The sequence below is a fragment of the Algoriphagus aquimarinus genome, assembly GCF_007997215.1.
GTDB lineage: Bacteria > Bacteroidota > Bacteroidia > Cytophagales > Cyclobacteriaceae > Algoriphagus > Algoriphagus aquimarinus_A.
Genome location: NZ_VORW01000006.1, coordinates 1 through 17,477, shown reverse-complemented (window position 1 = coordinate 17,477; position 17,477 = coordinate 1). Strand labels below are relative to the sequence as shown.

Here is a 17,477-nt window from a genome sequence, read left to right as displayed (position 1 = left end):
TTTTGTCAGGCTATAATTTGACATTATGCTTGTTTGAGTCAGGTTTTAACCTTACATTTAATTAAATTTATCAGGCTATAACCTTACATCATGGACAATAAAAAACTCCAAATAGAACAACTAGAATCTAGAATCAAGCTGTTTTCCCCTACTCGCCAACTACCCAATCCACCAACAGGATGGGTCAAAGCAATTAGATTAGCCTTAGGAATGTCACTCCAGCAGTTGGCAAACAAATTAGGGATGACAAAACAGAGTGTTCAAGAGATTGAAACACGAGAGAAGGAAGGTGCAATAACACTTAAATCATTAAGAGAAACTGCTCGAGCATTAGACATGGAACTCGTATACGGTTTTGTTCCAAAAGAAGGAACTTTAGAAAAGCATATTGAAAGTAAGGCTCGTTCCTTGGCCGAAAAAATAGTTTCTCGAACATCAAATACTATGAAACTTGAGGATCAGCAAAACACCAATGAACGAATCAAAAAAGCAATTGAAGAACGAACTCTGATAATCAAACAAGAACTACCTAAAACTATATGGGACTAGACCTGGAATACATAAATGGACAAACCCCATTAGACGACGATGAAAAGGAAGGTCTCTTAATCCCAACAGTTGCTACACGTGAAGAATTAGATGAATTTGAGCAACAAAATATTGAAGAAGCCTTACAATGGATTCTAACAAGATCCTTTAAAACAGAAACAGTTTTAACCGAAAAATTTATCTGCAATCTTCATAGACGAATGTATGGAAGTGTATGGTCGTGGGCTGGGAAATTTAGAAAAACTAATAAGAACTTAGGGATTGATAAATGGCAAATACCTGTAGCTCTAAAAACGTTATGTGACGATTCGTTATTTTGGGTCAGGAACGAAACCTATTCTCCTGAAGAAATCGCAATACGCTTTAAACATAGAATAGTAAGCATACATTGTTTTTCAAATGGAAACGGTCGTCATAGTAGATTAATAGCAGATATTATCATCAATAAGATATATGATTTACCAATGTTCAGCTGGGGAACAGGTGATCTAGTGTATCAAGGCGACACGAGAAGTACATACTTGAAAGCAGTAAAAGAAGCAGATAATGATATATTTCAGCCACTAATTGAATTTGCAAGGTCCTAAGAAAGAAACGAATAAAAGCACTTTAGCCTATCACCCCGCCACAGGATTCAATTCAGTATCGATCACCTCGCCGATCTTCGCTCCCGGGCACCAGGTATTCCAATCATGGATTTGGTTATCATTCTTGGGATTCATCAGTTTGGCTTCAGCATCCATGTAAATCACCGTCATTACTTTTCGCATCTGGTCCGTTTGGTTTGCCCCGGCACGATGGAAAACCCAGCCTGAGTGAAAGCTCACTTCTCCCAAATCAAAGGCTTCGATCACATGATCAAAGTTGTTGACACGAAGATTCTGCTTGATTTGCACCTCAGAATCATCTCCAATCTGCAAGTCTCTTCCGAAAATAATCTGCTGACTTCCGGCAGAAAACTCCAATGGCCCCATCTCCAGCGGAGTTGCCTGAAGAGGAATCCATACCGTAATCGTATTATCGGTATCGATCGGCCAATAATACTGATCGGCATGCCAAGGAGTAATTCCTCCACCTGCCTCTTTGAATAAGGCCTGATCGTGGTAAATCCGAACTTGCTCGCAGCCCATCAGATCTGAGGCTATCTGAGCCAAGCGCTTGCTCAGTACCAGCTTTTTCACTTCCTCACTTTCCGTCCACAAATTGAAAATCTGCAAAAAAGCCTTGCTGTAGGTATCCCGCTCCTCCATCGGTCTTTCCTGTGTGTTCTTCCGCTGGACTTCTGCCGAAATCACGGCATTGAAATGTGCGACTTCCTCAGGACTTAGCACCTGCTTGAGTTTGATAAAGTTGTTTTCCTGATAAAAAGCTTTGGCCTCAGGAGAGATTGGATAGGGATGATCTAGGTTATTCATGGGTTGGGTTATTTGTACTTAAAATTAATATGATTATCTGTAATGATGCCAGTATTCTTAATTTCTTTGATTTACTGGCTGGAAGACCGATGACGGATGACCGAAGTACCCTTAATTGTTACATTAACCTCCTCCGCTATTGCTTTTATCTCCTTAATGGCAGAAAAAAAAGTGATTTTTACCGCAAATCGTGTTAGTCCGAGGGAAAATTCGTGTCAGTCCGAGCACCCGGAAGACGGAAGTCTGAAGGCACGAGGACAGTTACGTTACTCGCAATAACAGGGGCTTCGACTTCGCTCAGCCTGACACCGACTCCGTTACCAATGACGGATTATGATTTTAAGCTCAAATCATGTCAGTCCGAGCGTCCCGTATAGCTATCGGGATCGAGGACAATTATGTTACTTGCATTAAAAGGGGGCTTCGACTTCGCTCAGCCTGACACCGACTTCGCTCAGCCTGACAACTACAGACAGATTAATTGTAGTTTAATACTACTTTGATATTCACATTAGACACTGGTAATTAGTATATTGTAATTACAAAACTCATTTTTTTAAATTGAAATTGTATGAAAATATACTTTGTTTACATACTGAAATGCTCCGATAATACTTTCTATACAGGAGTTACAAATAATTTGGAAAGGAGATTCGCTGAACATTCTGAAGGCCTAGATCCTTTTTGCTATACTGCAAAAAGAAGGCCTTTAGAGTTAGTGTTTGTGCAGGAATTTCAAGAAATCAAAGAGGCTATTGCTTTTGAAAAACAAATCAAAGGATGGGGTAAGAGTAAAAAACTCGCAATGATTAATGACGAGTGGGATAAATTGAAAGAATTAGCAGAATGCAAAAATGAGTCTTCTCATAAAAATTTCAAGGAGAATTTATTGACCTCTAAAACTGATGAAAAGTCTGCCTAGGTTTAAGGGGGGCTTCGACTTCGCTCAGCCTGACATCGGCATCGCTACCAATGACGGATTATGATTTTAAGCTCAAATCATGTCAGTCCGAGCGAAGTCGAGGACAATAACTTCAGTTACTTTAAAAGAGGCTTCGACTGCGCTCAGCCTGACATCGGCATCGCTACCAATGACGGATTATGATTTTAAGCTCAAATCGTGTCAGTCCGAGCACCTGGAAGACGGAAGTCTGAAGGCACGAGGACAGTTATTTTACTTGCATTAAAAGGGGGCTTCGACTTCGCTCAGCCTGACACCACCGACTTCGCTCAGCCTGACAATTGTGCCCTCTGCGTGAACTTTGCGGTCTTTGCGGTTTATAAAAAAAGCCTCAGCAAACTAATCTACTGAGGCTCTTTATGATAGGAAAAACGTAACCTTACTTTTTCTTTCTGTCTTCGAAAATCTTATCGATCAACTCAGTATTTTTGCCTCCGGCAGATGAATTATTTTCTTCCAAGTAATCCAGATACTTATCAATGTATTCCTGACTTAATTCTGAACTGTCACCATACTTTTCACGCAAGCCATCAAGCTGTTTGTGCAAATCTGCCCGGATTTCAGCATAAGCTGGATCATCGTAGACATTGGTCATCTCCATAGGATCCTTCTTTCTATCGATCAATTCCCACTCGTCATTATCAAAGTAGTAGTGAACCAATTTATATTCCTTGGTAATGATCGCATAGTGACGCTTCACCATGTGCACGGATGGATACTCGTAATAGTGATAGTAAACTGCCTCACGCGTCCACTTGTCAGTTTCGCCCATTAGCAATGGCAATAAGCTTTCGCCTTGCATATCCGCAGGAGCTTCGATCCCTGCTGCAGCTAGGAAAGTCTGTGCAAAATCAAGATTCTGAACCATCTCGTCAGATTTGGTCCCAGCTTTGACTTTGCCTGGCCAAGCCATCAAAAGTGGAGTTTTAAATGACTCATTGTAAACAAAACGCTTATCAAACCAACCGTGCTCGCCTAGGTAAAATCCCTGATCAGAAGTATAGACGATGATCGTATTTTCCATCAAATTATTTGCCTCCAAGTAATCCAACACACGACCTACATTTTCATCAACGGCTTTGATCGTACCTAGATAATCCTGCATGTAGCGCTGATACCTCCACTTCATTTTATCCTTCTCGGTCATGGTAGGGTATGCTTTCTTGAAGTCCTCATTGACTTTCATATAAGCCTTATCCCAGTTCGCACGCTGGGCTTCATTCATTCTACCAACTTCTCTTTCGAAAGCACCCTTGTCCCAATCTGAAGTTTCTGGTATGCCCAATTCATCCATCACTTCCGGATACACTTTGGAATCCCCTGACCAGTTCATATCCTCTAATAAGTTCATTTCCGCCTCGTGAGCGGCTCTTCCTCTTCCGGAATAATCATCAAAAAGTGTAGCTGGCTCTTTGAAAGTTCGGTTGGTAAATTCTTCTATATGACGCTCGGCAGGAAGCCACTCTCGGTGTGGGGCTTTATGCAAGTACATCAGCATAAATGGCTGATCGGCCTTGCGCTCATACTGCAGCCAATCCAGCGTCATATCTGTGATGATATCCGTCACATAGCCTTCCACTTTAATATTACCTTCGTTTTTGGTGATGAAATCAGGATTGTAATAAGCGCCCTGACCTGGCAAAATCTTGAATTGATCAAAGCCTTTTGGACTGTTACCAAAGTGTAGCTTACCAAACATGGCTGTCTGATATCCTGCATCCTGAAGAATCTGTGGGAAAGTCACATTCGTCGTATCAAAGGGAAAATGATTGTCCACTTTACCGTTGATGTGTGAGTGCTTACCAGTCAAAATAGTAGCACGAGAAGGTGCACAGATCGAATTGGTCACAGATGCATTGGTGAAAAGCATCCCCATTTTCGCAATACGATCAATATTCGGAGTTTCGATCAAGGTATTGTCGTAAGCAGAAATTGCCTGATAGGCATGATCATCCGACATGATAAAAATGATGTTTGGCCGCTCAGCGGTTTTTGCAGCCTCCTCAGTTTTACATGCAAAAGCAAGTATTGCCAAGGAGCCGAGGAAAATCGATTTTAAAACGTGCTTCATTATAGGGGTGGTTATTTTGGGGGTAAATTGTTTGTCTGCAAAGATGTCAGTCGCAGCACTTTCTTTGGTTTGCTGGATGTCGGATGACCGATGACCGAAGTAGCCTCAGCTATAGCTTTTACCTCTACTTTTAGCGCTTTTATTTTATTTACTGGCAGCACAACAGATAATCCTATTTATTAAAAGGGAGGGATATTCCCAATAGTTTATGTTTACGTATTTCTTCTTTTCAAACAGCATAGAGACTAAAGCAAAATAAGATATGCTAAACTCTAAACTTCAGGCCGCTTCCGTCTCCCGACTTCGGTCTTCAATCTTCAGCCATCAGACATCGGGCACATGACATCGGTCACCCGACATCGGACATCGGTCATCTGACATCGGTCACCTGACATAAAGCCTCCTCACCCCTCAATAAAACTCTCTTCAAATCGTAAGAAGTGACAAGTATACCCATTAGGGTTTTTTACCAAATAATCCTGATGATAGTCCTCTGCAGTCCAAAAAGGAGCAAAAGGTTCTAAGGTAGTAACCACCTTGCTTGGCCATTTTCCAGATGCATCCACAATAGCTATCACTTCCTCTGCTTCCGCTTTTTCTTCCTCATTTTGATAGAAAATAGCAGATCTATAGCTCGAACCCATATCGTTGCCCTGTTGATCGACAGTAGTAGGATTGTGCATTCTGAAGAAGTAATCCAAAATTTCTTTGAAAGATGTTTGGCTTGGATCATAAGTCAATTCTATGCCTTCCGCATGACCTGGATGGTTTTTGTAGGTGGGATTTTCGTTTTGCCCGCCTTGGTAACCAACTTCTGTATCAACGATTCCAGGACGTGTTCTAAAGAGATCTTCCATCCCCCAAAAACAACCTCCTGCGATGTATGCTTTTTTAGTATTGCTCATTTTATTTCAATTTTTTTAAAGTAACAGATGGCCTGAGACTTAGATTCCTTTCCTCCTAGCCATCTGAAAAGATACCTGAAGTGTAACATACTAGATCCAATTTACTTATTTCATAATTCCCCACATTTGGCAGTAAAAACCAAAATCAATCACATTTAAGTTTGACTCTTAGATTAAGTCTACTTCGGTCTCCGGTCACTTGTACTGAGCGTAGCCGAAGTATCCGTCTTCCAGCCTTATAAGCTAATAATTAAGACAAATGGCATCTTTTAAAGAATCATTTCACTTACTATTCCTCTTGTTATAAACTTCCATGTACTCGTCCAAGAAGCGCTTGTCATTGGCGTCACTATCACCATACTTTTCGCGAACCTCCACAAACTTCTTATGCATCATTTCTCTCACCTCAGCATAGGCAGGGTCATCATAAACATTTTGCATTTCATGCGGATCAGTTTCTAGATCATAAAGCTCCCACTCGTCTATATCGTAGTAAAAGTGAATCAGCTTATATCGATCGGTAGCCACGCCGTTATGCCGCTTCACGCTGTGTTCGGCAGGATATTCATAATAGGTGTAGTAGACAGCATCTCGCCATTCTTTACTTTCTCCACTGACCAGTTTACGGAAAGACTCTCCTTGCATCTCTGCTGGTGCTTTGATTCCTGCATAATCAAGGAATGTAGGCGCAAAATCTAGATTCTGAACCAAGTTTTTGATGGTAGTTCCAGGTTTGATCTCTTTAGGGTATTTCACCAAAAGTGGTGTACGGAAAGACTCTTCGTACATAAAGCGCTTGTCAAACCAGCCGTGCTCTCCTAGGTAAAACCCTTGATCTGAGGTATAAACCACGATGGTATTCTCAGCCAAACCATTTGCTTCCAAATAATCCAAAACCTCTCCTACTCCATCATCCACAGACTTGATCGTACGCAGGTAATTTTTGATGTAGCGATTGTATTTCCAGGTGGCAATTTCTCTCTTTTTCTCTAGGGTTAATGTATTCTCATCCAATTGTCCATAGGCTTTCAGGAAAGCTGCATTCTTTGGATCAAAAGCTTCTCTCCAAGCTTTCAGTTGCTCTGGATTGAATCGCTTTAACTCTTCAGCCAAGCCGGTGCTGTCACCATTTGGATTAACTTCCAGCATCAAGTCACGACCCCAACGCATGATCTCATCGATCTCCATTTTTTGCTCGCGAGCCGCAGAGCCTCTTCCCTGATAATTCGTTTCCTCGTCAAAGAAGTTAGCCGGAGGAGTGAATTCCTTGTCATCATATAATGTCAAATACTCTGGAGCAGGCTTCCAATTTCTATGTGGAGCCTTTTGGTGATAAAGCAAGACGAAAGGCTTTTCCTTATCTCTTCCATTTTCCAACCAGTCCAAAGCCAAGTCAGTGGTGATGTCTGTGACATAGCCTTCGATTCTCTTCTTTTCTCCATTGATCAAAAAGTCTGGATTATAATACTCGCCCTGGCCTGGTAGCACCATAGAATAATCAAAACCCTGAGGCTGTCCATCTAAGTGGATCTTACCAATCAAAGCAGTTGTGTAGCCATTTGCCTGCATCAGTTTCGGGAAATTATCCTGATCCCAATCAAAAGGCTGTATGTTATCCACCTTTCCATTCATGAAACTATGCTTACCAGTTAGCAAAACTGCACGACTTGGAGCGCAGATAGAATTGGTAACCGTAGCTCTGGTGAAAATTGCTCCTTCTTTTGCGATCCTGTCTATATTCGGTGTTTCATTCAATCCTTCACCATATGCACTAATCGCCTGATAGGCATGATCATCTGCCATGATAAAAATGATATTTGGCCTCTCAGACATCTTTTGCTCCTCTTTAGAACTGCAGCTAAAAGCAAGAGTAACTACTAAAAAAAGAAAATAGATTTTTACTCCAGACATACTTTATTTTTTTATTTAAGTTCTAATTTATAGTTATTTACTCAAAACCCTGTTCCAGGGGTAAAAGAATCTATCCTGAGTCCTTGAATAAAGTTCTCTTTAAAATCTAAATTTATCAACGATAGTTAGATTTAGGTCAAGAGACCTATTTACTTCACTATATTGCTTGGCTAGAAAATTTCAATGGGCACGAAAATATTTGAAAATTCATCACGATTTATCATGAGAAGTCTACTAGTAGTTACAGCACTTTTACTATCCTTTTCAGCCTTTTCTCAGCAAAAAAAGCAGCCGAATGTCCTTTTTATCATTTCAGACGATTTAACGACGACCGCTCTCGGCTCATATGGAAATGAAAAAGCCCATACCCCAGCTATTGATCAATTAGCCAAAGAGAGTACCGTTTTCACTCGTGCCTATACTCAATATCCAGTATGCGGACCATCAAGGGCATCTTTTATGTTCGGTTATTACCCGAACGCTACGCAGACCTATGGCTATGTAAGTGGACGTGAAAATGTAGGCGCAGACAGACCGTCTCTAGCGGAGCTTTTCAAGCAAAATGGCTATTACACTGCCAGGGTAAGCAAAATCTATCATATGGGAGTCCCCATCGATATAGAAAATGGTACGGATGGCACCGATGATCCTGCCTCATGGACCGAGAAATTCAATTCTCAAGCCCCTGAATGGAAAGCTGAAGGCAAAGCAGAATTGGTGCAAAATAATGCTGATGGAAGTATAGAGCGAAAAGGTGGAAATGTAATGACCATAGTGCAGGCATCAGGTGGAGATTTGGCACATTCCGATGGAAAAACTGCTGAAAAAGCATCTGAGTTGATCCGCATGCACAAGGATGACCCCTTCTTTTTGGCTATAGGTTTTGTACGGCCTCACGTGCCTTTTGTGGCTCCTGCTGAGTATTTCTCTCCTTTTCCTTACGAAGGAATTAAGCTTCCAAAGCAGGTGGAAAATGACTGGGATGATATTCCTGAGCGAGGAATCAATTACGTCACAAGTGTAAATGCCAACATGAATTCGGTGCAAAAGCAGAAAGCAATTGCAGCCTATTATGCCTCAGTTTCCTATATGGATGCTCAAGTAGCTAAGGTTTTAAAAACGCTAAAAGAGGAAGGCTTGGAGGATAATACCATAGTCATTTTCACTTCAGATCATGGATTCCATCTGGATGAGCATGAGTTTTGGATGAAAGTAAGTCTTCACGAAGAGTCCGTCCAAGTGCCGATGATGATCAAGGTGCCCGGCAAAAAACCTGCAATCACCAACTCATTCACTGAACTTATCGACCTCTATCCTACCCTTGCAGAATTGGCTGGTTTAGATTACCCTAAAGGTATTCAGGGTAAGAGCCTAATGCCAATCCTGGAAAACCCTAGAAAAAAAGTACGCGAATTCGCTTTTTCAGTGACGCAGGGAGGCAAGTCATTTTTGGTTCGCACAGACAAGTGGGCATATATTCAATATGACGAGGACGCAGGATCAGGCATGGAACTTTACGATATGAAAAAAGACCCCAATCAGTTTACGAATCTCGCTATGAATCCAGCTTTCGAAAATGTAGTGACTGATTTGCAGAAAAAGCTAAAGAAAAAGCTAATTGAAGTCAGAGAAAATGACCTCGGTATTGGCTACCCATAACTTTGAAAACATGCTCTTCGTATCACTTCCCATAGGGGATTACTTAGATTTAAGAACAAACAAGTACGGTCAAATACAAGTTAATAATCAACAGTATTCGGGACAAATAATAATGACTTAAATCATTGTTCTACCTTGTTGGTGATTTTCACTTAGTCGATTTATAAACACGAAAACTCAAGTATGCCTTCAATCCCAAAATTGAAAACCAAGGACAAAATTCTTTTAACAGCTGTAGCTCTATATAATAAGTCAGGTGTTCAAGGAATTACCAGTCGACACATTGCGGGTGAAATGGGGATTTCACACGGCAATCTCGATTACCATTATCGCTCTAAAGAAGAGTTGATATCAGCAATTTATGATAAGATGAGGGCTGAAATGTCAGATTACTTTATCACACGTAATGCGAACTCATCATCCATTGAACATTTTCACCTGTTACTTGGGCAATTGGAGGAATTTCAATACAAGTATCGCTTTATCAATCTGGATGTCATGGAAATCACCAGAGCTTATCCAAAAATATCTTTGCTTCTCCAAAAAACTTCCGAGCATAGAAAAGAACAGATGAATGCGCTATTCCAGGAGTTTATCTCTGACAAATTCATGTTAGAAATAGAAGCCGATACTTATGAGAAAATTCAACATATAATCCGGGTAATTATTACTTTCTGGCTGCCTCAAAGAGAAGTCTTAGCAACTGAAAAATTCACGGAAAAAGGCTCCATGGTCAAAAGTATATGGGCAGTAATTTGTCCATATTTAACTGAAAGCGGGAAGGAAGAACAAGAAAAAACAATTAATAAACACGGACACATAAAACAGGAACCAACTAATGATTAGTAAAGCCAGACTCTTTGGACTATGCCTTACCCTTCTATTTTCAAGCACTTTTCAACTAAGCGTAGCACAACAAAAAGCAAGTAAACCCAACGTACTTTTCCTCTTCGCAGATGATCAGCGTGCGGATGCTTTGGGAGCTTCTGGTAATCCTTACATACATACTCCGAATATTGACCAGCTGGCAACTGATGGAAGCCGCTTCGAAAATGCCTACGTAATGGGCGGAAATCACGGGGCAGTCTGTGCAGCAAGTCGCGCGATGTTGCTAAGTGGTAAGAGCTTATTCCATGTGTATGACAAACTCAAAGGCGAGCGTACCATGCCGATGGACTTTGCACAAGCAGGATATTCAACTTTTGGGACTGGCAAGTGGCACAATGAGAAAGAGGCTTTCGAGGCGAGTTTCCAGCAGGCTAAAAATGTCTACCTGGGCGGAATGGCCGATCATTACAGCTTAGCTATGCGTGATTATGACGAAAATGGCAAGCTCGGTGAGCCAACAAACAAAGGTTATTCTACAGAGGTATTTGCGCAAGGTGCTATAGCATTCATTGAAGATCATGTGAAATCAGGAACTGACAAGCCATTCTTCGCATATGTAGCATTCACAGCACCGCATGATCCTTATTCTCCTGAAGCGAATTACATCAATCACTACCCAGATGGCACTTTGCCTTTGCCGGGGAATTACAAACCCTATCATCCTTTTGAGTTTGATTACTTGATGGTTCGTGATGAACTACTAACTGACTGGCCGAGAAAACCAGCGGTAATCCAGATGATTCTGTCAGATTACTATGCGCTGGTGACTCACTTGGATACTCAGATTGGCAAAATCATTCAAACACTAAAGGATAATGACTTATACGATAACACCATCATCGTATATGCTGCTGATAATGGATTGGCTGCAGGATCTCATGGATTGCTGGGAAAGCAAAGTCTCTATGAGCATAGCACCAATGTTCCTATGATCATCAAAGGCCCTGGGGTTCCGAAGAACGAAACCTTCGACGCCATGGTCTATCTCTACGACCTTTACCCTACACTTTCAGAATTGGCGGGTTTACCTAAACCAACTCAGGTGGACGGAAAGAGCTTAGCTCCTATCCTCGTCGGAAAAGAAAAAGAAGTAAGAAGCAGTTTATTTACTGCTTACCGACATACTGTACGGGCAGTAAGAACACCGGAATGGAAGTTGATCCGTTATCCAGAGCGAGATTATACGCAGCTTTTCAACTTGAAAAACGATCCATTGGAATTAAATAATTTGGCTGAAAACAAAGCCTATTCCTCCACCAAAGATGAGTTAATGAACCAGCTGAAGGATTGGCAAAAAAGTTCTGGTGACACTGCTGCTTTGACCACCAAGGTGATCAAACCACTAGAATACGATCCAGCCAAACTTACTAGAAAACCAGATCGCTGGCAGCCAGAATATACGCTGAAGAGGTATTTTGAAAATATCGAAAAGTAAAAGATGCAGATAATTTCAAGGTGAATTACTCAAAAAAATGGCTCCAATAAATTGGAGCCATTTTCAATTATATACAAACTTTTAGTCCAACTTAATATCCAGGATTCTGTGGAGTAAGATTAGGATTGTTTTGCATTTCTGGAAGAGGGTAAGGCATCAAATAATGCTTAGCCTGCAGTGCTTGATTAGAGCTAGGATTGATATGACCTACAAACTGATCAAATCCATTAGTAGCTTCATTATATACTTTGCGTAAGCGAAGCATATCAAACCAAGTAATCTGCTCATAGCACAGCTCATGCCATCTCTCTCTCAAGACTGCATCTCTGAATGTATCCGCAGTAAATCCACCAAGAGCAGGGGTAGTCAATCCAGCTCTATCACGAATTTCTTTCAAACTCTCCACTGCTAACGCATTTGGCCCTGAAACTTCATTCTGAGCTTCTGCATAAGTCAATAATACTTCGGCATATCTGATCAATGGTACATTCAAGTTGTTTGATTTATTCCCAGGTTGATCCTTTGTTCCTAAAGCAAGCTTATTGAAGTGCTTGAATACATATGGAGCACCAAGATCAAACTCTGCTCCACTGCCGTTTACATAGTAGGTAGTATAGAAATAACCTTCCTGATTTTTGGCACGGATATCTCCGTTCTCATACGAGTTGTAGAAATCTTCGGTTGGCACGGTACTACCTGTTCCCGATGGACCAGCAAATGTTACTGGCTTAAAGTTTGGAAACATATTATTCATAGGATTTCCTGAAACGATCACATTGTATTGTAGCATAAAAATATGCTCCAATTTGTTATCATTTTTCTCGTCGTGAATGGCCGTATAAGTAGGAAATAAATTGATCGATTGCGGGTTGTTATTTGCATAATCTACCACTTCCTTAGCCTTATCAGCAGCCAGCTGATAGTGAGATGCTCCTTTGCTGAGCGGAAAGCCAGCCATTGTTAAGTATACTTTGGCAAGCATAGATTTGGTAGCCGCTGCTGAAGCTCTACCACTAACATCCATCCAAGGCAAACCTGCCGCTTCTGCTGCTTTCAAATCTTCCAAAATCAATGCATAAACTTCTTCCTGAGAAGCAGGTGCCGGTTTGAAATTTTCAGAACTGGCTGTCTGTGGAAGCACAACCAAAGGCACATCTCCCCACAATCTCACTAAATAGAAATAAGACCAAGCTCGTAAAAACCTGGCTTCGCCAAGTACTTTCGTCTTCTGAGCAGCATCCATTGGAGTGATAGCCGGAACTTTTTCTATAACAAGATTGGCTTGTGCAATTACTCTGTACAATCCATTCCACCAGTTAATCACATGTTGGGTTCTTCCATCATAGATGAGTCCGTATAAGTTATTCAAATCTGAATTTTGAGCTGTCTCAGTAGTAGAAGTCCCAGTAGGAGCTTCTAGCAATTGCCATGTGGAAGAGAAAATCCCACCATCGCCACCAATAAATCGCGTCTCTGCATAAACCGCAGCAAGTGCTGCTTCTGCGTGGTCAGGAATAGTGTAGAAACTTTCAGGTGTCAAATTAGAAGGATCTTCTTCCTCCAAAAAACTTGAACAACCTACAAATCCTGCCACTAATGCTCCAAAAAGGAACAATCTGCCTGCCTTATTATATATGTTATCTTTCATTTGTTATATCGCTTTAAGTTGAAAAAGGATTAAAGAGTTACCTGAATACCGAACATGAAAATTGTTGGTCTTGGGTAACTGTGCCAGTTCATACCCTGAGAGAAAACGTTACTTCCGGTTCCTCCCCGAATAGGTGATGTCTCTGGATCTCCATTAACATCTTTTCCAGTCAAAAGGAAGAAGTTCTGAGCCGAAGCATAAGCTCTCAATCTACTTAGCTTAATGGCGCTAGCTACGTTTGAAGGGAAATTATACCCTAACAAAAGGTTTCTTCCTCTCAAAAACGAACCATCTTTAACCCAGTGAGAATCCACGTTGGTCACATATCCTGCACGCGTATCACGGATCTCCGCGATCATAGTATTCTGATTTTGTGGAGTCCACGCATTCAATACAGAGGTGTAGCTATTTGCCAGTGCCTGACGGTCTTCACTTGGGTGGAGGGTCATATCTAGTATGTCATTTCCTACACTATATTGAAGCTCTATAGTAAGATCAAAATTGTATAGTCTGAAACTGTTAGAAATAGCTCCCCAGAAATCAGGGCTACCATTACCGATGATCATTCTATCCGAATCGTTGATTGCTTTGTCTCCATTGACATCCAAATACTTGATGTCACCTGGAAGAATTGTAAGTCCATTTCTGTAACTCACAAATTCTGCAGCCTCTGCTCTTTCAGCTTCACTCCAAGTTCCCAATCTTGTCAAACCCCAGAAAGCACCTACTGGCTCACCAACTCTGATAATATTGGTTTGGTTAGTAAAATTAGGTCCACCAACTCCAAAAATATCCGCAGGTGTAGCTAGAGACAATACTTTGTTCCTATTCAGAGATAGATTGAATGAAGAATTCCAACTGAAATTTTCTCTATCAACGTTGACAGAATTAAGGGTAAACTCGATTCCCTTATTCTCCATCGATCCTACATTACTTCTGATAGTAGCATATCCACTTGTTCTAGGTACTGGTGAATCCAGTAGCATGTCAGTCGTTTTTCTATAGTAAAGATCAACTTCTACATTCAAGCGATTATTAAACATCCCTAACTCAACGCCAAAATCTGTCTGAGCAGTTTTCTCCCATTTCAAGTCTGGGTTTGCCAGTCTGTTTATACCAGTTCCACCTACCTGATTTTCATTGTAAATAGCCGAATAATTCGAGCTCAATAGCGAAAGAGAAGAATATGGAGGAATCTCAGAGTTACCTGTCAATCCAAAACTGGTTCTCACTTTCAGGTTCGAAATGGTCTGATTCCCTTTCAGGAAGCCTTCTTCAGAAACTCTCCAAGCTAATGCAGCAGAAGGGAAAAAGGCATATTTATTATTATCTCCGAATTTGGAAGATCCATCCGCACGACCTGTCGCAGTAAACAAATACTTATCATCCAAGATGTAATTAATTCTGGCAAAGTAGGAGTTCAACGCTTCACGTGAAGCTCCAGAACCTACTCTTGGTAGCTGGCTACCTGCTCCTAGGTTATTGTACAAGAAGTAATCAGTTGAGAAATTCTGAATACTTGCACTCATACCAGTATAATTACTTTCCTGCCAAGAAATCCCTAGGAGGGCATTAACTGCATGTCTTTCTGCAAAGACCTTATTATATGTCAAGTAGTTTTCAAGCGACCAGAATGTGTTTTTACTTAAACTTTTAGATGCTGTTCCACTTTGACCAATCGCCAAGGTTCTCGTTTCAGATTGATTATTTTCTTGAGTAAGAATATTGACACCCAAAGCTGTTCTCATTTCTAATGCGTCCGAAAACTTAATATTTGTGTACGCACTACCCAAAGTAGTCTGGGTATTAAGAATATACTTTCTTCCATATAAGCGGTGCATAGAACTCATCGTTCCTTCAGCGAATGGATAGTCTCTGTTGTTAGCAAAGGTCCCATCTTCATACTTTACTGGTAAGAATGGGAAATCTTCCACCATTTGTCGAGCAACCGCATCACTTACATCTACCAGATTTTCAGTTTGGCTATTATAGCTAAGACTTCCCCCTACTGTTAACCAGGATTTCACCTTATCCTCCATAGTAAATCGAGTAGAATATCTCTTCTGATAAGATGTCTTTACTAAGCCTTGATCATCTCTATAGCCCAGAGAAAGTGAATAAGAAGTACGTTCATTTCCGCCAGAAAAACCTAATTGATGGTTTTGAGAAAGCTTATTCTGAGTTGTCTCTTCCAGCCAATTGGTATCGTAAAGCGGATTACCTTGACTATCAAATATTCGTGGATCCGTCCTTCTTAATGCAGGATTTAGATAGGCCCATTTGCCATCAGCCCAGCCTTGTGGATCATACTTTGCCATATTTGCCCATGCGAGATCCTCTGTTGCTAGGTATTGCTTAGCATTTAATACCTCAGGTCTGTTTGGACCAATTACAGGCACGCTCAAATCCACATTGTACGTCACAACTCCCTCACCTGATCTACCCTTTTTGGTGGTAATTAGAATAACACCATTAGCACCTCTAGATCCATAAATCGCAGTAGAAGAAGCATCCTTAAGCACTTCCACAGAAACAATATCGTTCGGATTGATATAGTCTATCGCATTTGTTTGTTGATCAAACGTTCCAACTGGCATCTGAACTCCATCTATCACATAAAGTGGGTTGTTGGAAGAGTTGATTGAGCTAAATCCTCTGATTCTTACAGTAGTTCTTCCTCCTGGTCTACCAGAGTTATTGTTGACTTGTACACCAGATATTCTTCCGGCTAATGCCTGATTTAAGGAGGCTGCTGGACGTTCTCTGAGTGCTTCAGCATCTACTGAGCCAACTGAGCCAGTCAAATCACTTCGCTTGGTCGTACCATATCCAATTACAATTACTTCGTCCAAAGCTGTAGCATCAGGCCGAAGTGTAATATTTATGACCGTTCGATTTCCAACAGCTACTCGCTGTGGATCATATCCAATGTAGGAAAAAATCAACTCCGCATTTTCTGATACTGTTATTGAGAATTTTCCATCTACGTCAGTTATTGTTCCTGAAGTAGTTCCTGCTACTGAAACTGTAGCACCTGGTAGAGGTAGTCCTGTTTCATCAATGACTGTACCTGTCACGGTTACATCTACCGCATTGTTTAGAGGAAGGCTACCTTCATTAATAACATCTCCGGCAGACACATTTTCAATACCGGGTTGCATTTGCACTTGATTACTATTCGTCTGAAGATTTTGCTCAGGATTTGCAAAAAGCATCGAGCAAAAAATCAGCTGAAACAAGAACCCATACAAGATTCTTTTAGACACCCATAGGAGTCGTCTATGTAAATATATTTTCATGATTTAAGAGGTTTATTTGTACTATTGACTAGAAATTTCGCCTATTATTTAAAAAATTAAATAGGCGTACAGATATTGTGCAGCGAGGAATTCCCTGAAATATCAACTGCTCCTTACAAAGGCTTTTTTTGAGTATATCATTGGCAATCTATCTTAGGTTAACAATCAATTAAAAATTTATTACAGATCATTATAGCAACTTGCTATACAATCACCTTTATCATTCAGACACAAAATACTTTCGATCCATTAAAAAAGAATCAATCCACTAAAATCCAACAAGTTAACAGAACTTTCCCCGAACCAAAATCTCAAAAAAACATCTAAAAACACTACTACTCCGCTTGGAATTTTACTGTTAAAATGGATTTTAAATAGAATAAAAAGCCGAATAACAATATTATTTAGACACCCTATGGAAAATACTCAACATGCCACATGAGAATAATCGCCTTATCTCGCAAGAGATCTATAACAGATTTAAAAGAATAACTGTACTGTTTTATCTTTTTATTAAAATATATAAATGCTATATGAGACCTCCAAAACTCTTTACACCAATTTAGAAAAAAAAATCATCTTTTTGAATAGGCTTTATAAATTTTTTATCACTACTGTCCGAGAAACGGTTTAAAATTTAGGGGAAGCTTCGTTTGAGAAGCTTCCCCTTTTCTGTATTTTCAGTTTACCACAACCAATAAATACAGCAGATGAAAAATACACATTTCTTCGGACA

At 40.6% G+C, this 17,477-nt stretch carries 12 protein-coding genes; 6 read left to right on the top strand and 6 right to left on the bottom strand.

The window, feature by feature from the left end:
* The first annotated feature begins 90 nt into the window (after positions 1-90).
* Both ESV85_RS11385 and ESV85_RS11380 read left to right on the top strand, forming a co-directional pair.
* Positions 91-549: a mobile mystery protein A gene (locus ESV85_RS11385; protein ID WP_146917689.1), complete on the top strand. Its 459-nt coding sequence runs from the start codon at positions 91-93 to the stop codon at positions 547-549.
* On the top strand, positions 540-1,136 hold the full coding sequence (locus ESV85_RS11380) for a mobile mystery protein B (protein ID WP_146917687.1): 597 nt from the start codon (positions 540-542) through the stop codon (positions 1,134-1,136). Before ESV85_RS11385 ends, ESV85_RS11380 begins: the two co-directional genes overlap by 10 nt.
* Positions 1,137-1,166: 30 nt before the next feature.
* Here ESV85_RS11380 and ESV85_RS11375 read toward each other — a convergent pair whose 3' ends face one another.
* Positions 1,167-1,964 (bottom strand): phytanoyl-CoA dioxygenase family protein, encoded by a 798-nt coding sequence (locus ESV85_RS11375; RefSeq protein ID WP_146917685.1) that lies wholly within the window; start codon positions 1,962-1,964, stop codon positions 1,167-1,169.
* A 571-nt stretch (positions 1,965-2,535) separates the two neighbouring features.
* Between ESV85_RS11375 and ESV85_RS11370 the strand changes: the two genes are divergently transcribed.
* On the top strand, positions 2,536-2,886 hold the full coding sequence (locus ESV85_RS11370; protein ID WP_146917683.1) for a GIY-YIG nuclease family protein: 351 nt from the start codon (positions 2,536-2,538) through the stop codon (positions 2,884-2,886).
* 418 nt (positions 2,887-3,304) lie between these two features.
* Here the strand turns inward: ESV85_RS11370 and ESV85_RS11365 are convergent, their stop codons facing one another.
* From ESV85_RS11365 to ESV85_RS11355, 3 genes are all read right to left on the bottom strand, one after another.
* A complete protein-coding gene (locus ESV85_RS11365) occupies positions 3,305-4,996 on the bottom strand; it encodes a sulfatase (RefSeq protein WP_146917681.1) in 1,692 nt (563 codons plus the stop codon).
* A gap of 404 nt (positions 4,997-5,400) precedes the next feature.
* Positions 5,401-5,901: a peptide-methionine (S)-S-oxide reductase MsrA gene (gene msrA, locus ESV85_RS11360; RefSeq protein WP_146917679.1), complete on the bottom strand. Its 501-nt coding sequence runs from the start codon at positions 5,899-5,901 to the stop codon at positions 5,401-5,403.
* A gap of 282 nt (positions 5,902-6,183) precedes the next feature.
* On the bottom strand, positions 6,184-7,812 hold the full coding sequence (locus tag ESV85_RS11355) for a sulfatase (RefSeq protein WP_146917678.1): 1,629 nt from the start codon (positions 7,810-7,812) through the stop codon (positions 6,184-6,186).
* A 222-nt stretch (positions 7,813-8,034) separates the two neighbouring features.
* Here ESV85_RS11355 and ESV85_RS11350 point away from each other — a divergent pair, with 222 nt between their 5' ends.
* From ESV85_RS11350 to ESV85_RS11340, 3 genes are all read left to right on the top strand, one after another.
* Positions 8,035-9,471, top strand: coding sequence for a sulfatase (locus ESV85_RS11350; protein WP_146917676.1), 1,437 nt, complete (start codon positions 8,035-8,037; stop codon positions 9,469-9,471).
* A 183-nt stretch (positions 9,472-9,654) separates the two neighbouring features.
* Positions 9,655-10,317 (top strand): TetR/AcrR family transcriptional regulator, encoded by a 663-nt coding sequence (locus tag ESV85_RS11345; protein WP_146917674.1) that lies wholly within the window; start codon positions 9,655-9,657, stop codon positions 10,315-10,317.
* Positions 10,310-11,794, top strand: a complete 1,485-nt coding sequence (locus tag ESV85_RS11340) for a sulfatase-like hydrolase/transferase (RefSeq protein WP_146917673.1) — start codon at positions 10,310-10,312, stop codon at positions 11,792-11,794. The genes ESV85_RS11345 and ESV85_RS11340 overlap by 8 nt, the downstream gene beginning before the upstream one ends.
* A gap of 91 nt (positions 11,795-11,885) precedes the next feature.
* On the opposite strand, the gene ESV85_RS11335 is transcribed toward ESV85_RS11340, so the two are convergent.
* Both ESV85_RS11335 and ESV85_RS11330 read right to left on the bottom strand, forming a co-directional pair.
* Positions 11,886-13,442 (bottom strand): RagB/SusD family nutrient uptake outer membrane protein, encoded by a 1,557-nt coding sequence (locus ESV85_RS11335; protein WP_146917671.1) that lies wholly within the window; start codon positions 13,440-13,442, stop codon positions 11,886-11,888.
* Between the two features lie 29 nt (positions 13,443-13,471).
* Complete coding sequence (locus tag ESV85_RS11330) at positions 13,472-16,603, bottom strand: SusC/RagA family TonB-linked outer membrane protein (protein ID WP_410488859.1); 3,132 nt, start codon at positions 16,601-16,603, stop codon at positions 13,472-13,474.
* Between the last annotated feature and the right edge of the window lie 874 nt (positions 16,604-17,477).

Excerpts from the sequence above, each read along its gene's own strand:
- ESV85_RS11385 (WP_146917689.1), top strand. The coding sequence starts at position 91 with ATGGACAATAAAAAACTCCAAATAGAACAACTAGAATCTAGAATCAAG.
- ESV85_RS11380 (WP_146917687.1), top strand. The coding sequence starts at position 540 with ATGGGACTAGACCTGGAATACATAAATGGACAAACCCCATTAGACGAC.
- ESV85_RS11375 (WP_146917685.1), bottom strand. The coding sequence starts at position 1,964 with ATGAATAACCTAGATCATCCCTATCCAATCTCTCCTGAGGCCAAAGCT.
- ESV85_RS11370 (WP_146917683.1), top strand. The coding sequence starts at position 2,536 with ATGAAAATATACTTTGTTTACATACTGAAATGCTCCGATAATACTTTC.
- ESV85_RS11365 (WP_146917681.1), bottom strand. The coding sequence starts at position 4,996 with ATGAAGCACGTTTTAAAATCGATTTTCCTCGGCTCCTTGGCAATACTT.
- msrA (WP_146917679.1), bottom strand. The coding sequence starts at position 5,901 with ATGAGCAATACTAAAAAAGCATACATCGCAGGAGGTTGTTTTTGGGGG.
- ESV85_RS11355 (WP_146917678.1), bottom strand. The coding sequence starts at position 7,812 with ATGTCTGGAGTAAAAATCTATTTTCTTTTTTTAGTAGTTACTCTTGCT.
- ESV85_RS11350 (WP_146917676.1), top strand. The coding sequence starts at position 8,035 with ATGAGAAGTCTACTAGTAGTTACAGCACTTTTACTATCCTTTTCAGCC.
- ESV85_RS11345 (WP_146917674.1), top strand. The coding sequence starts at position 9,655 with ATGCCTTCAATCCCAAAATTGAAAACCAAGGACAAAATTCTTTTAACA.
- ESV85_RS11340 (WP_146917673.1), top strand. The coding sequence starts at position 10,310 with ATGATTAGTAAAGCCAGACTCTTTGGACTATGCCTTACCCTTCTATTT.
- ESV85_RS11335 (WP_146917671.1), bottom strand. The coding sequence starts at position 13,442 with ATGAAAGATAACATATATAATAAGGCAGGCAGATTGTTCCTTTTTGGA.
- ESV85_RS11330 (WP_410488859.1), bottom strand. The coding sequence starts at position 16,603 with ATGCAACCCGGTATTGAAAATGTGTCTGCCGGAGATGTTATTAATGAA.